Consider the following 14,227-nt stretch of genomic DNA (forward strand, 5'->3'; position numbering starts at 1 on the left):
CCGGGCGGCCGCGGGGCTGGGGCTGCGGGTGCTGCCGACCCGCCGCTCCGGTGCGGCGGTGCTGGTGGCGCGGGGCCGTCCGGCCGAGCGCGCGCTGCACACGGCGCTCAGCCGGGAACTGGGCTCACCGGCCGGGGCGATCGGCGTCGGCGGCCGCTGCGACACCCCGCACGAGGTGCCCCGTTCGTATCAGGAGGCGCTGCGCGCGCTGGAGGTCCGGCAGGGCTCGCACAGCGCGTACGGCATCACCTTCTTCGACGATCTGGGTCTGTACCGCATTCTGCGCACCGGAAAGGATCAGCGGGAGGTCGAGCAGTTCGTACGGGAGTGGCTGGGCCCGCTGCTGGACTACGACGCGCTGCACCGGACGGCCCTGGTGGAGACCCTGGCCGCGTACTTCGACCGCGGCGGCAACTACAGCGCGACGGCCGCCGACCTCGTCATCCACCGCTCCACGCTGCGCTACCGGCTCCAGCGCATCCGCGAGATCAGCGGCAGCGATCTGACGGACGTGGACAGCAGGCTCAACCTCCAGGTGGCCACCCGCATCTGGAAGATCATGCGGAGCGGACCCGAGTGAACCGCGCCGCGCCGGGCACTCGCAGGGACCGTCGCCCTCAGCGAGGCCCCAGCGAGGAGGTGGCTCCGAGATGAGCGAGAAGGACAAGAACACGAGCGTGGTGCGCAGTCTGCTGGACCGGCAGGGCACGACGTACGCGGCCGAGGCCGGAATCACCCTGCGGAACACCCCCGGGCCCCTGTACCAGCTGCTGGTACTGGCCCATCTGCTGTCCGCCCGGATCAAGGCGGACATCGCGGTGGCCTCCGCGCGCGCCCTCTTCGACGCCGGGATGCGTGATCCGCGGAGGATGGCCGACGCCACCTGGCAGCAGCGGGTCGACGCGCTGGGCGAGGGCGGCTACCGCCGTTACGACGAGCGGACCGCGACCCAGCTCGGCGAGGCGGCCGAGCTGGTGCAGCGCGAGTACCAGGGCGATCTGCGGAAGCTGCGCGAGGCCGGGGACCCGCGGAAGCTGCTGCGGGAGATCACCGGCATCGGACCGGCCGGCGTCGACATCTTCCTGCGGGAGGCGCAGGGCGTGTGGCCGGAGTTCGCCCCGTACTTCGACCGCAAGGCCCTGGAGGGCGCCGAGCGCGTCGGCCTGCCGAAGAGCGCCGCGTCCCTGGAGAAGCTGGTGTCCGGCAAGGACCTCCCCCGGCTCGCCGCGGCCCTGGTCCGGGTGGCACTCCACGGCGACGCCGCCCAGGAGGTGCGCGCCGCGGCGTAGCGCGCCGTCAGTCGAGCGCCCCGGCCTGTTCAGTGCGCTCGCCGGGTTTCCCGCCCGAGGCGGCACCGCCGCCGTCCGCGCCGTAGCGCCGCAGCAGCCATACCCCGAACGCGACGTAGAAGACGTACACGGTCGCCTGCCACCAGTCCGGCGCCGAGCCCGGCGAGCGGATCTGGAAGAAGTCGTCAAGACCGTGGACGAGGACCAGGGGCCAGACCGAGCCGATCGCGTGGCGCAGCCCGGCGCAGGCGAAGCCGAAGAGCCCGGCGGACAGCATCTGCCACAGCGTGTCGTCCAACGAGGCACCGAAGAACAGGTAGTTCTGGACGTGGCCGACGCCGAACAGGACACCGACGGCGACCGCCGCGCGCATCGCCCCGAGCGGGCCGAGCGCCTGCTGCACCAGGCCCCGGCTGTGGGCCTCCTCGTTGATGCCCACCCACAGCAACGACACCAGCGAGCTGACGATCACGCTCGCGCTGCCGTCAAGTCCCGCGACGGCGTACGAACACGCGACGAGCAGCATGGGCGCGCCCAGCCACCAGCGCCGCAACCGGCCGGGCGTGGCGACGCCCGACGCACGCAGCCACCCCCACCGCCACAGCACGCACCAGACGCCCGCGAAACAGACCGCGTTGACCACGGCGGCGCCGAGGTCGGGAAACCAGGACGGAGCCAGTGGCGGCAGGACCACCTTGGCGAACAGCACCAGAACCACATGCCAGGCGAGCGTCAGCTCGACGGCACCCAGGAGCGGATGGCGCGTGACATGGCCTTTCCACCGGCTCCCCACGGTTCGAGGATAGCCGCGCTCCCCGCGAGAAGCTGCCCGTCATGTGCGGCAATCACACCCGGGACGGCAACCACAGGCGTCGGCTCCAGCCGCCGGTGGCGGCGCAGTTGCGACCGGTGTCGCGCAACAGCCCTTGCCCTGCCAGGCGTTACGGCCTTCCTTGACCGCGATGGCAGCGATGACGAGGGCGGCGATGGGGTCGGCCCAGGACCAGCCGAGGGTGGCGTTGAGGACCAGGCCGACCAGGAGGACGGCGGAGAGGTAGGTGCACAGCAGCGTCTGCTTGGAGTCCGCGACGGCACTGGCGGAGCCGATCTCGCGACCGGCCTTGCGCTGGGCGGCGGAGAGGAAGGGCATCACGACCAGGGACAGCGCGGCGATGACGATGCCGGGGGCGGAGCGTTCGGCCTCCCCCGTGCCGGTCAGCGCCCGGACCGCGTCGACGCCGACGTAGGCGGCGAGCGCGAAGAAGGAGACCGCGATGAGCCGAAGCGCGGTCTTCTCCCTCGCCTGGCGCACGGCGTGCTCGCGGGCGGAGAACTGCCAGGCGACCGCGGCGGCGGAGGACACCTCGATGACGGAGTCCAGGCCGAAGCCGATCAGCGCGGCGGAGGAGGCGAGCGTCCCGGCGGTGAGCGCGACGATCGCCTCGATGACGTTGTAGCTGATGGTGACCGTGACCAGCAGCCGTATGCGCTTCGCGAGCGCCTCGCGGCGGGCCGGGGACGGGCCTGTGCCGACGAATGTCTCCGCGGCCATCTCAGCAGCAGCCCTTGGTTTCCGCGTCCGGGCAGGTCTTGTCCGTCTCGACGGCGACCACGGCGGTGCGCAGGTCGTCCAGCGCGTGCCCGAGGCGTGCGTCGGCGAGCTCGTAGCGGATACGCCGACCGACCGGCACCGCGACGACCAGGCCGCAGTCGCGCAGGCACGTCAGGTGGTTCGACAGCCGGGTCCGGGAGATCTCCAGGACGTCGGCCAGGTCGGCGGGATGGGCCGGAGCCTTGCGCAGGGCGAGCAGGATCCGGCAACGGATGGGGTCGGCGAGGGCGCGGCCGAACCGTGCCAGCACCTCGATGTCGGTGGCGAGAGTCGGCATGCCGATGAGAGTACACGGAATCCTGAATTCATAAATCCATGAACGAATCTCAGCTCTCCAAGCTGCCGATCGCCTCGTCCAGCCACTTCCTCTCTTCCGCTCCGGTGGCACGCGCGATGCGCAGCATGCCCTGCCGGAACAGGTCCGGCGCCTCCTCGGCTCGTACCGGCTCACCGTCGCGGTAGAAGAAACTCGAGGGAGTGGCGAGGAACGCCTGACGACGCCGGAGGACGGCGGCCTGGGCAGCACGATCCGGAAGATGGCGCAGGAACGCGAGCAGCGTGAAGAAGCGCTGCCCATCGGTGATGTCCGCGTCTTTGGGGTTCCCCAGACGAGCCAGCAGTTCGGCGCGGCCCGCCTCCGTGAGGGACAGCACCCGGCGGTGTGCGGCACCGCTGCCGGGCTCGGTGCGGTGATCGATCAGGTCCGCCTTCACCAGCCGGGTGATGGCCGGGTAGAGCGCGCCGTCGCTCACCGGGCGAATGTGGCCGTTCAGGGCGTGGATACGCGCCTTCAGTTCGTAGCCGTGCAGGGGCTCTTCGTAGAGGAAGCCCAGAATCGACAGCTCCAGCATGCACCGGCCCCTTCCCGCGCGTCCGCGCACTTGTCCGCTTCGCACCGCCATGCTATCTCTTTTCGCTATACCTCGATTAGAGGTACAGCGAAACGAGGAGTCGTGCCATGGGCGCAGCGGAACACCGTCGCAAGCTGATGTCACTCGCGTATCCGGTCTACTTCGAGCTGCTCGCCGGGGTCACGGCGGGGATCATCAACATGCTCTGGGTGGCCCGGCTCGGCGGGGACGCCGTCGCCGCGGTGGCGGTCGCCACGAACGTCGAAAACCTGCTGCTCGGCGTCATCCTCGTGGCCGGCTCCGGCACGACCGTGCTGGTCGCACGGGCCAGGGGTGCGGAGGATGCGGCGGCGATACGTGTCGCCGTACGCGGCGGCTGGGCCCTGTGGGCGCTCGTCACACCCGTTGTCGCCATCGGCGGATACCTGTTACGCGAGCCGCTGGCCCACCTCGTGCTCGGCGGCGACGAAGGCCCCGCGCGGCACCTGGCCACCGGGTACTTCTCGATCGCCCTCCCCGGGATCGCGGTGTTCTTCGCCGCCAACGTCGTCGACGGCATCCTCAAGGGCACGGGCGACACCCGCACCCCGATGAAACTCTCCCTGCTGGCGAACGGGCTGATCCTCGCCCTGGATCCCGTGCTCATCCTCGGCCTTGGACTCGGGGTGCGCGGGGCGGCGGGCGGCACTTCGAAGCGTTCAGCGAGGACCCGCTGCTGACCGGCCGCCTCGCCGCCGCCTACGTGCGCGGCATCCAGGACAACGGCGTGGCCGCGACACCGAAGCACTACATCGCCAACGACTACGAGACCGACCGTTTCACGGCCTCGACGGAGGTCTCCGAGCGCACACTGCGCGAGGTGTACCTGCTGCCGTTCGAGAAGGCCGTGACCGAGGCCCGGGCCTGGGCCGTGATGAGCGCCTACAACGCCGTCAACGGAGTCACCGCGACCGAGAACGACCTCCTTCAGACCCCGCTGAACTCGGAGTGGGGCTTCGACGGCGTGGTCGTCAGCGACTGGACGGCCGTCCGCTCGACGAACGCCGCCAGGGCCGCCCAGGACCTGGAGATGCCCGGCCCCCGCGGAGCCTGGGGCGACGCCCTGCTGGCCGCCGTCGAATCCGGCGCCGTCGACGGGGCGGACATCGACCGAAAGGTCCTGCGCATCCTCACCCTCGCCGCGCGCGTCGGCGCCCTGGAGGGCACCGAGGCAGTGGAGCCGACGACGGCTGACTCCGGCGCCGGGTTCGCCCGCGAGGCCGCGGCGGAGGGCATGGTGCTGGTGCGCAACACCGGTGGTGTGCTGCCGCTCGACCCCGGTGCGGTGACCCGGATCGCCGTCATCGGGCACAACGCGGACCGCGCCCGCACCCAGGGCGGCGGCAGCGCCACCGTCGTGCCGGAGAAGGTCGTCAGCCCCCTCGACGGCATCATCGCCGCCTTCCCCGACGCCGACATCGAGTACGCGCTCGGCGCCGTCGTCCAGGAGGGCATCGCCGAACTGCCCCTGGACGCCCTCACGAACCCCGCCACCGGCGGCCCGGGTGTGCGCGTACGCTTCCTGAGCGACGGGCGCGGACTCTTCGCCGAAGACCGCCGCGCCACCCGCCTCGTCTGGTTCGGCGGAGACGCCCCGGTCGACCGCTCCGACACCCTGGAAATCACCACCCGCTACACCTCCCCCCGCACCGAGACGCTCCGCCTCGGTATCGCCGCCCCGGGGGTCTCGCGCATCTGGGCCGACGGGAAGCTCGTCCTGGACGCCGATGTCCCGCTCGCCGACGAACAACTCGGCGCCGCGTTCCTGCACCCGCCGACCACGTCCACGGCCGTCCCGGTGGCCGCGGGCCAAGCGGTGGACATCCGCGTCGAGTACGAGATCGCCAAGGAGCTCGGCCTCGCCGGAGCCCTCGCGTACACGCTCGGCACGGAAGCGGACGACTCCGACCCCGACGGTCTGATCGAACGGGCGGCCGCCGCGGCGGCGCGGGCCGACGTGGCGGTGGTCGTCGTCGGCACGAACAGCAACGTCGAATCGGAGGGCTTCGACCGGACCTCACTCGCCCTGCCCGGCCGCCAGGACGCCCTCGTATCCGCCGTCGCCCGCGCCAACCCCCGCACGGTGGTGGCCGTCAACTCCGGCTCACCGGTCGAACTGCCCTGGCGCGACGACGTCGCAGCCGTCCTGCTGACCTGGTTCGGCGGCCAGGAGTACGGCAACGCCCTGGCCGATGTGCTCACCGGATCCCGCGAGCCCGGCGGCCGGCTGCCCACCACCTGGCCGACGCGCCAGAGGGACGTACCCGTGCTCGACGTCACGCCGGTGAACGGCACCGTGCGGTACGACGAAGGCGTCCACGTGGGCTACCGGGCCTGGCTGCGCTCCGGCACCGCCCCCGCCTACCCGTTCGGGTACGGACTCGGCTACACCACCTGGGCCGTGGACCGGGCCACCGCCACCGCGGAACTCGGCCCCGAGGGCGGGGTGGAGGTCCGCGCCGAGGTGACGAACACCGGCGGCCGCGCGGGCAAACACGTCGTGCAGGTCTACGCGTCGCGGGCGCACACGGCCGTCGACCGCCCGGCGCGGTGGCTGGTCGGCCACGAGGTGGTCCGCCTCGCCCCGGGCACCACGGAAACCGTGAACATCACCGTCCCGGCCCGCGCCTTCGCACACTGGGACGAGGACGCGTGGGGATACGAACCGGGAGAGTTCACACTCCACGTGGGCTCCAGCGCCGACGACCTGCCCGCCTCCGTACCGGTACGCCTGCGCTGACCCCGGCCACAGCGAAGCCCGCGGCGGGCCGGGTGCCATGGCCGTCAGTGGAGTCGACCTTCGGCGGCCATCTGCCGCCGGAGCGGGAGCGGGTCCGGTCACAGGATTCCCAGTTCCCGTAGAGCAAGCCGCTGAGCTGCGGAAACCTTGGCCGGGAAGTAGAGGTAGCAGACGCCGCCGGTGCCGGAGACCACCTTGCCGTCGGCGTTGTACCGCTTCGTCCGCAGCCAGATGTTCTCCCACTGCCTGCGCTTGTAGATCCGGCGGACGGACGGGTTGTCCGGTGAGGCGGGGTCGTTCGCGATCACGTCTCCGGTGGCGGTGAAGCCGATGACGGTCATGAGGTGGCCCGCGGTGCCGTAGCCCGCGCCGTCCAGCTCCGTCTTGAGGAAGGACTGCGAGGTGATCACCGGGATCCCGGCGGCGATCAGCTTCTCCACGTCGGTCAGCGAGCCGAGCCGGGTGACGATGCCCTGCATGTCGCGGTACGTGGCGGCGTAGGCGGCGTTGAACGGCCAGTTGCCGCAGCCGTCGTACTGGTAGTCGAAGGTGGCGCGGGCCGCGTGGCAGATCTGGGGGTCGGCGTAGTCGGGGTTGACCCAGGCCAGGTCATCGGCGGTGGGCTTGCGGCCCCAGAACTCGATGATCATCTGCGAGGAGGTGGGGCTGCACCAGGCCTCGCCGCCGTTGTCGTACTCCGGGTACTGACCCTTGTGGATCTCCTGCGAGTAGCGCGGTACGGCGAGTTCGCGGCCCTTGGGCAGGCTGGGCTTGGAGGCGGGCACCTCGAAGCGGTCGGGGACGTCCGAGCCCATCGCGCCGATCCGCCACACGGTGGGGGTGCGGGTGGTGCCGGGCTTGCGGTAGAGGGTCAGCCGCAGCTGGTACGCCGTCAGGCGGAGGCCGCTCGCCGGGTCGTCGACGGCGAGGGTGTCGGTCCACACCGAGCTCTTGTCGTCGCTCTGGTCGTCGACCGAGGTGCGCCGGATGGAGTTCGCGCCGTCCCCGGAGGCCCAGCGGCCCATCACGTACCAGGGGGTCGCGGTGCCGTCGGAGTAGGTGCCCTTCAGCTCGGCCTGGATCCAGGTGCCCGACGGGGTACGGGCGTTCCACGAGACGATGGCCTCGGTCGCGGGGACGGAGAGCTTGCGCACCGGGGAGGTCCAGGTGGCGTACTCCCAGGCGGCCTTGGTGCCGGTGTGCGGGTCGGTGTAGTCGACGGTGCCGGCCGGGCGGGAGATCACGATGCCGGGGCGGGCGCCGGCCTCGGCGCGGACGCCCTTGGCGGCTCCGGCCAGCCAGTCGGTGTGGCTGGTCCAGCCGTGGTACTCGGCGGTCGCGCCCGCCTTCTTCGCCGCCGAGCCCGCTGGTCTCGGGGCGGGACCGGAGGCGGCGGCGGTGGAGGTCATCGGTACGGCGGCGGCGCCCGCGACGCCGAGGGCGGCGGCGATCACGGAGCGGCGGGGCGTGAATCCGGAACTGGTCATACGGGGCTCCCCCAGTCGTCGTCCAGCGGCGGCCAATGCGCATGCGCGACAGTCGCACAACTATGGCCGCTGCGAGTGGTGTCAGGCCAGTGCTTCCCCGCTCCGCCCCCGCACCAATATTGGCGTGGACCAATGGAGTGAATACTCCACGGTAGTCGTAGAGTGGCCCCCCATGGAGACCGCCGACCGCCCCGCCGAGACGCTTCGCGCGTTCGCGCGGCGGCTGCGCGCCCTGCCGCCGTCGTGCGGGCCGGTCCGGCTCGTCGCGGTCGACGGACACGCCGGGTCCGGGAAGACCACCTTCGCCGGGCGGCTGGCGGAGGCGCTGGGCGGCGCGCCCGTCGTCCATACGGACGATCTCGCCACGCACGAGGAGCCGTTCGGGTGGGCCGGGCGGTTGCAGGAGCACATCCTGACCCCGCTGAGCCGTGGCGACGCCGCCCGGTACGCCCCGTATGACTGGGTCGAGCGGCGCTTCGCGGACACCCGGCGGCGACTGGACCCCGCCCCGGTCGTCCTCCTCGAAGGCGTCGGCGCCGGGCGCCGCGCCGTACGCCCGCAACTGGCCCATCTGGTGTGGATGGAGCTGTCCGACCGGGACGCCTGGCGGCGCGGGAGGCTGCGCGACGGCCCCGGACTGTCCACATTCTGGGACGGCTGGCAACCCGCCGAGCGCGCACATTTCGCCGTCGACCCCTCGCGCCCCCATGCGGAAACCCTGATAGCGCAGCGAAAAGAGGGGTACGCGATGCTCACGGGACCCGCCGCGACCACCAGAATCACCCCTGGGCGTCACTCAGCGTGAGGGGGTGGAGCCGGGCGGGCGCATCCCGCGCCCGACCTGCCGGGCACGCCCCAACTCGGCTTGACCTGGGGCCCATACAGGTCTTACGTTCTCAATGTGCGACTCGTACGAGTCGCCCCACTACGCGAAGCCCCCGGTTGTTCCCCCGTGATCGGGGGCTTCGTCCTGTCCGCACCCGGTTCGACACCGTATACCGGCTGCCGTACGACACCGTACCGTCACTCTCGGTCACGTACGCCGTCCGGCCGCGTACGCCCCTTACACGCCCCCGCGCACGCCCGCCAAGCCTTGTGCGATTGCGACGAACAACAGTGCGGCACCCTCGGCCGGTGCGGCCTGCGCAGGTACGATGCGAAAAGGGCAGCCGCCCCGGCGGCATCCACGGGGGCAGGGGTTGTGGGGGACGTGATGGATTTCGGCACGCAGGGTTCGCACACCCCGGCCGATCTCGCCTGGCTGCGTGCCGTGGACGCCTACACGATGGGCGCCTACGCACAGGCCGAGGAGGAGTTCCGGGCCGCGGTGCGGCACGATCCGGGTATGGCCGACGCATGGCTCGGCCTGCACGCGCTGCGCGCCGACACGGCGACGGCGCTGTTACGGATGTACCGGCACCGCGATCGCTTCGGTGAACAGCGCACCCGGCACCGACGCACCCTCAACTCCTGGTACTGGCTGGGCTGGTGGGTCCAGCCCGTGCTGGAGACCAACCGGGACCTGCTGCTCGCGCACGCCTCGCACTGGCTGGACGGCCGCCACGTCCCCGAGCTGGACCGGGCGCTGGCCGGGTGCCCGCCCGTGGAGGCCGATCCGCAGGCCCGCTTCCTGCACGCCTGCCGCGCGTATCTGGTCAAGGACTGGGAGCAGCTGGTCCGGCACACCGAACCGCTGCTGGACGACCCCCTCCTCGGCATCGAGGCCGGGCTCTTCGGCGGCATGGCCCGGGTCCGGCTGGAGATGTACGGGCAGGCGGAACCGCTCCTCTCCGCCGCCCTGATGCGTTGCCGCAGCGAACAGCCCCAGCGCAAGGAGCTGCGCTACTGGCTCGCCCGCGCCCATGAGGGCACCGGGCGCAGCGCCGCGGCCCTCCCCCTGTACCGCGCGGTGCACCGCATCGACCCCACCTTCATGGACACCTCGGCGCGGCTGGCCGCCATAGCGGAGTCCGACGGCCTGGACGAGACGGCCGACCTCGCGGCCGTGACGCTGTCCGGGGTGAGCAGCCAGGACGCCACCGACGGCGTCGTGACCGACCCGGCCGACACCCTCTCGGCCACCGTCGATCCGGCCGACGGCCGGGATCTGCGCACCGGCGGCGACGGCGCCGACGGCCCGCCGCTGATGACGACGCCCGTGACCGGCGGCGACAACACCCGCGACCGGGGCGGCCTGCCCGCCCAGCCCGGGCCGTCGGACCCCGCCCTGCTGGAGAGCGCGCTCCAGGAGCTGGAGCGCATGGTCGGCCTGGAGCCGGTCAAGCGGCAGGTGCGGGCGCTGTCCGCGCAGCTCCACATGGCCCGGCTGCGCGCCGGGCAGGGCCTGCCGGTCCAGCCGCCGAAGCGGCACTTCGTCTTCTCCGGCCCCTCCGGCACCGGCAAGACGACCGTCGCGCGCATCCTCGGCCGGGTCTTCTACGCGCTCGGGCTGCTCGGCGGCGACCATCTGGTCGAGGCCGGGCGCGCCGATCTGGTCGGCGAATACCTCGGGCAGACCGCGGTCAAGGCCAATGAGCTCATCGACTCGGCGCTCGGCGGCGTCCTCTTCGTCGACGAGGCGTACAGCCTGTCCAACTCGGGGTACAGCAAGGGCGACGCGTACGGCGACGAGGCACTCCAGGTGCTGCTCAAGCGCGCCGAGGACAACCGCGACCGGCTGGTGGTCATACTCGCGGGCTACCCCGAGGGCATGGACCGCCTCCTGGCCGCCAACCCCGGCCTCGGCTCCCGCTTCACCACGCGCGTCGACTTCCCCAGCTACCGTCCGCTCGAACTCACCCGCATCGGCGAGGTGCTGGCCGCGGAGAACGGCGACGTGTGGGACGAGGAGTCGCTGGAGGAGCTGCGCAGCATCAGCGGGCACGTGGTCGAGCAGGGCTGGATAGACGAGCTGGGGAACGGGCGCTTCCTGCGCACCCTGTACGAGAAGAGCTGCGCGTACCGGGATCTGCGGCTGTCGGGGTGGACGGGCACGCCGACCCGGGACGACCTGGCGACGCTGCGGCTACCGGATCTGATGCAGGCGTACGGGGAGGTCCTGTCAGGCCGCGGGCCCATGTACCGCGACCCGGAGGACCCCCCGCTGCCCTAGCGGAATTTTTGCTTCCACATGTTCATTCAGGTAAGGCTTACCTAAACGCATGGATCTTTGCCCCCGGCGCCGCCGTGCGCCCGGGGGCGTCCGCGTGCCCCGTGAGCCGAGTCTGAGGAGAAAACAGTGTCTTGCGCACCGGTCGGAGCCACCGTTGTCGCGCCGCCTGACGGCCTGCGGTACGGACGACGGACGGTCGCGGTGGTCGGTGGAGGTGCGTCCGCGACGGCGTTCCTGTGCGCTCTGGCGAAGCAGGTCTCGGCCGAACCCGTGGCGGAGACCCCGGATGTGCTGGTGTTCGAACCGGCCGGGCCGTGCGGGCCGGGTGTCGCCTATCGGGAGGACACCGAGCTCGCCCTGCTCAACCGCCCGGTTCCGGCGATGTCGGTGGACTACGCCGACCGCGGCCACTTCCGGCGCTGGGTGGGCCAGAAGGGCTTGATGCCCTCCCGCGGCGGCCAGGACGGCGGACAGTTCGTGCCGCGGGCGTGGTTCGGCCGGTACCTGGCGGAGATGTTCGACAGAGCCGTGAGCGACCTGCGCCACCTCGGCAGCTCGGTGGAGATCGTCCGCGAGCGGGTGAGCGACGTCCGGCCCGCCGGCGACCGCGTCGCCGTCCTGACCGGGCACTCCGCGCCCCGGTGGGTGGACGACGTCGTCCTCTGCCTGGGCGCCGTGCCACCACGTGATGTCTACGGGCTGTTCGGATCGCCCGGCTACATCCACCAGCCCTATCCGGTACGACGGCTCGCGGACGATATCGGCGACGGCGCCGAGGTGCTCGTCCTGGGGAGCGGACTCACCGCCATCGACGTGGCCCTGGAACTGAGCCACAAGGCCGGCCCGCCCCGGGTCACTCTCGCCTCGCGCAGCGGCACGTTGCCCGATGTGCGCTGTGACCTCGGCGCGGGCGACTGCGCCCCGGGGCTCGTCGACGACGTACGGGAGGAGTTGGCTCGGCGGAGCAGCCTCGGTATCGCGGACCTCGCCCGGCTTCTCGACGGCGAGCTGTCGCGCCGGGCCACCACACTCCGGGATGCGCTGCGACCGTTCCTGGCCCGGACCGGCGGTGCCGAACAGCTGCGCGCCCGGCTCCGCGAGCCGGGCCCCGCCGCTGCCGTGCAGCGGTGCGTCGTCGCACTGACCCCTTGGTACTCGCGGCTGTGGAGAGCCCTGGACCCCGTCAGCGGAAGGGAGTTCACCCGGCGCTACGGGCGGATCTTCACGTCCCTGCGCAGCCCGATGCCCCCGGCCAACGCCCGGCGGCTGCTGGAGCTGTCCGAATCCGGGGCGCTCGCCTTCCGCGCCGGCCTCGCCGGCGTGACCGGGGAAGCCGCCCGGTTCCGGGCGTCCTTCCGGGAAGGCGACGTCCGGCGCTTCGACGTGGTGGTGAACGCGACGGGCCGTGGAATCGACATCACCGCCGCACGCCCCGGCTCCCTGGTGGACGCGTTGGGCGGCAGCGGAGTCGCCCGCCCGCATCCACTGGGCGGGCTGGACGTCGACCCGGAAAGCAACGAGGTGCTCGACGCGTCCGGGACCCGGATCCCGCGGCTGCACGTGGTGGGAGACCTGTCGTCGGGCGTTCACTTCCACACCAGTTCGATGGAGTACGCGGCCACCCAGGCGCAGCGGGTCGCGGAACAGGTCGCCGCCCGGCTGCACATGCGTGCGGGGGTCCTGCTGTGAGGGCGGACCGGGCGAACCTGCGCGCCTGCCTGGTGCTGCTGGTGGTGCTGCCGCAGGCGACGCTGGCCGCGTTCGTGCCCATGGTGCCGCACGTCGCCGCGGACCTCGCCACCTCACCGGCGGCCATCGACCGCAGCCTGATTGTGTACATGGCCGGATACGCGGTGTCGATGGCCGTCGCCGGCGGACTGGCGGCCCGCACAGGCCCGCGCACCGTGCAGTTGGCCGCCCTCGCCGTGCACATGGTGGCCTCGGTCGTGGTGGCCCTCGCCCCCGACGCCGCCACGCTGACCGCCGCGCGGGCGGTGCAGGCTCTCGGCGGCGGCGCGGGAACCGTACTCGCCCGCATCTACGTCCAGGAAGCGCTGCCCGAGCACCAGCGGCTGCCGGCCCTCACCCAGCTGTCCACGGCCATCGCCCTCACCCCCGCGCTGACCCCACCGGTCGTCGGGCTGCTGGTCGACCACCTGCCCTGGCGGCCGGTCCTGCTCACCCTCGGCGCACTGAGCGCGAGCACCTTCGTCCTCGCACGGCGTGTCCTGCCCCGCTCCACCGCGGAAGCCGCGGAAGCGGCCGGCCCGGGACTGCGTGAGGTTCTCGCGCGACCCGCCTACTGGTGGTTCACCGGCGTGATCTGCCTCGCCTGGTGCGTGTACTTCACGTTCACCACCTACTCCAGCCACACCCTCCAGGTGGAACTCGGCACCAGCGCGACGGTCTTCAGCCTGTTGTACGCCCTGGTGATCGTCGGATACATCGCGGGGAGCCGGATCGCGCGGAGGACGAGCGGACGCTTCGGATTGCCGCGGATCCTGCTCGCCTCGGGGACCCTGGCCCTGATCGCGACGGCGGCGATGGCCGTGGGGGCACACGTGCTGCCGCACGAACCGCTGGCCCTGGTCGTCCCCATGGCAGTGGCCATGGTCGGCGTCGGCGCCGCCTTCCCCGTCTGCCAGGCCGGCATGCTGCGCTCGGCGGGAGCCAACGCACGCAGCGCGTCCGGCCTGTTCTTCTTCCTCCAGATGACCAGCGGTGCCCTCTACACCGGCCTGCTGTCCTGGTGGGAACCGACCCGGCCCGGCGCGCTGAGCATCGCGGTGTTGGCCCCGGCCGCCGCACTGGCCGTCCTGGTCACCGTCCTCCGCCCGGCGACGGCCGGCGAACCGGCGCAGGACCGCGCCGGCCGCCGTCCCGAACCGCCCGGTGATCCGTCACCGGCCGGCCCCCGTCGGGCGAGCCGCTGAGCGACGGAAAGCTACGGCGGGACGTCGCGAGCTAGCGGGAGACCATCGCGGGCTCCTCCGGGGCCGAGGCCGAAGCCGAAGCCGAAGCCGAGGCAGCGGCCGACGCCGCGGCCGGGGTCTGGACCGGGGTGGCGCCGCGCGGCTCGGCCGCGAGGCGGCCGCGG

12 protein-coding genes and 1 pseudogene are annotated in these 14,227 nt (G+C 72.2%); 8 read left to right on the top strand and 5 right to left on the bottom strand.

The window, feature by feature from the left end; genetic code table 11:
* A partial coding sequence (locus EEJ42_RS41655) for a PucR family transcriptional regulator (protein ID WP_184503520.1) occupies positions 1–580 on the top strand: 580 nt, incomplete at its 5' end.
* Positions 581–650: 70 nt separating this feature from the next.
* Positions 651–1,289 carry an HhH-GDP family DNA glycosylase gene (locus tag EEJ42_RS41660; RefSeq protein WP_123107340.1) on the top strand — a complete coding sequence of 213 codons (639 nt, stop codon included), beginning with the start codon at positions 651–653 and terminating at the stop codon, positions 1,287–1,289.
* Between the two features lie 7 nt (positions 1,290–1,296).
* On the opposite strand, the gene EEJ42_RS41665 is transcribed toward EEJ42_RS41660, so the two are convergent.
* The 4 genes from EEJ42_RS41665 to EEJ42_RS41680 are packed head-to-tail and all read right to left on the bottom strand — an operon-like array spanning position 1,297 to position 3,752.
* Complete coding sequence (locus EEJ42_RS41665; RefSeq protein ID WP_123107341.1) at positions 1,297–2,082, bottom strand: CPBP family intramembrane glutamic endopeptidase; 786 nt, start codon at positions 2,080–2,082, stop codon at positions 1,297–1,299.
* A 39-nt stretch (positions 2,083–2,121) separates the two neighbouring features.
* Complete coding sequence (locus EEJ42_RS41670; RefSeq protein WP_123107342.1) at positions 2,122–2,841, bottom strand: cation efflux transmembrane domain-containing protein; 720 nt, start codon at positions 2,839–2,841, stop codon at positions 2,122–2,124.
* A 1-nt stretch (position 2,842) separates the two neighbouring features.
* On the bottom strand, positions 2,843–3,178 hold the full coding sequence (locus EEJ42_RS41675; protein WP_123107343.1) for an ArsR/SmtB family transcription factor: 336 nt from the start codon (positions 3,176–3,178) through the stop codon (positions 2,843–2,845).
* 49 nt (positions 3,179–3,227) lie between these two features.
* Entirely contained in the window at positions 3,228–3,752 is a 525-nt protein-coding gene (locus EEJ42_RS41680) for a PadR family transcriptional regulator (RefSeq protein WP_123107344.1), read from the bottom strand.
* A gap of 107 nt (positions 3,753–3,859) precedes the next feature.
* Between EEJ42_RS41680 and EEJ42_RS53485 the strand changes: the two are divergent.
* Both EEJ42_RS53485 and EEJ42_RS41685 read left to right on the top strand, forming a co-directional pair.
* Positions 3,860–4,441 (top strand): annotated as a pseudogene (locus EEJ42_RS53485) (MATE family efflux transporter); the annotation flags it as partial.
* A 26-nt stretch (positions 4,442–4,467) separates the two neighbouring features.
* Entirely contained in the window at positions 4,468–6,531 is a 2,064-nt protein-coding gene (locus tag EEJ42_RS41685) for a beta-glucosidase (RefSeq protein WP_246097701.1), read from the top strand.
* Positions 6,532–6,629: 98 nt separating this feature from the next.
* Here the strand turns inward: EEJ42_RS41685 and EEJ42_RS41690 are convergent, their stop codons facing one another.
* A complete protein-coding gene (locus EEJ42_RS41690; RefSeq protein ID WP_123107346.1) occupies positions 6,630–8,018 on the bottom strand; it encodes a peptidase C39 family protein in 1,389 nt (462 codons plus the stop codon).
* 172 nt (positions 8,019–8,190) lie between these two features.
* Here EEJ42_RS41690 and EEJ42_RS41695 point away from each other — a divergent pair, with 172 nt between their 5' ends.
* The 4 genes from EEJ42_RS41695 to EEJ42_RS41710 all read left to right on the top strand — a co-directional run bounded on the left by EEJ42_RS41695 (position 8,191) and on the right by EEJ42_RS41710 (position 14,063).
* Entirely contained in the window at positions 8,191–8,823 is a 633-nt protein-coding gene (locus EEJ42_RS41695) for a uridine kinase family protein (RefSeq protein ID WP_123107347.1), read from the top strand.
* Between the two features lie 408 nt (positions 8,824–9,231).
* Positions 9,232–11,130: an AAA family ATPase gene (locus EEJ42_RS41700; RefSeq protein ID WP_123107348.1), complete on the top strand. Its 1,899-nt coding sequence runs from the start codon at positions 9,232–9,234 to the stop codon at positions 11,128–11,130.
* Positions 11,131–11,331: 201 nt separating this feature from the next.
* Positions 11,332–12,819 carry an FAD/NAD(P)-binding protein gene (locus tag EEJ42_RS41705; protein ID WP_184503521.1) on the top strand — a complete coding sequence of 496 codons (1,488 nt, stop codon included), beginning with the start codon at positions 11,332–11,334 and terminating at the stop codon, positions 12,817–12,819.
* Positions 12,816–14,063: an MFS transporter gene (locus EEJ42_RS41710; RefSeq protein WP_123107350.1), complete on the top strand. Its 1,248-nt coding sequence runs from the start codon at positions 12,816–12,818 to the stop codon at positions 14,061–14,063. The genes EEJ42_RS41705 and EEJ42_RS41710 overlap by 4 nt, the downstream gene beginning before the upstream one ends.
* Positions 14,064–14,227 lie beyond the last annotated feature (164 nt).

Source organism: Streptomyces botrytidirepellens (assembly GCF_003721215.1).
GTDB classification, from domain to species: domain Bacteria; phylum Actinomycetota; class Actinomycetes; order Streptomycetales; family Streptomycetaceae; genus Streptomyces; species Streptomyces himastatinicus.

Excerpts from the sequence above, each read along its gene's own strand:
- EEJ42_RS41660 (WP_123107340.1), top strand. The coding sequence starts at position 651 with ATGAGCGAGAAGGACAAGAACACGAGCGTGGTGCGCAGTCTGCTGGAC.
- EEJ42_RS41670 (WP_123107342.1), bottom strand. The coding sequence starts at position 2,841 with ATGGCCGCGGAGACATTCGTCGGCACAGGCCCGTCCCCGGCCCGCCGC.
- EEJ42_RS41675 (WP_123107343.1), bottom strand. The coding sequence starts at position 3,178 with ATGCCGACTCTCGCCACCGACATCGAGGTGCTGGCACGGTTCGGCCGC.
- EEJ42_RS41680 (WP_123107344.1), bottom strand. The coding sequence starts at position 3,752 with ATGCTGGAGCTGTCGATTCTGGGCTTCCTCTACGAAGAGCCCCTGCAC.
- EEJ42_RS41690 (WP_123107346.1), bottom strand. The coding sequence starts at position 8,018 with ATGACCAGTTCCGGATTCACGCCCCGCCGCTCCGTGATCGCCGCCGCC.
- EEJ42_RS41695 (WP_123107347.1), top strand. The coding sequence starts at position 8,191 with ATGGAGACCGCCGACCGCCCCGCCGAGACGCTTCGCGCGTTCGCGCGG.
- EEJ42_RS41700 (WP_123107348.1), top strand. The coding sequence starts at position 9,232 with ATGGATTTCGGCACGCAGGGTTCGCACACCCCGGCCGATCTCGCCTGG.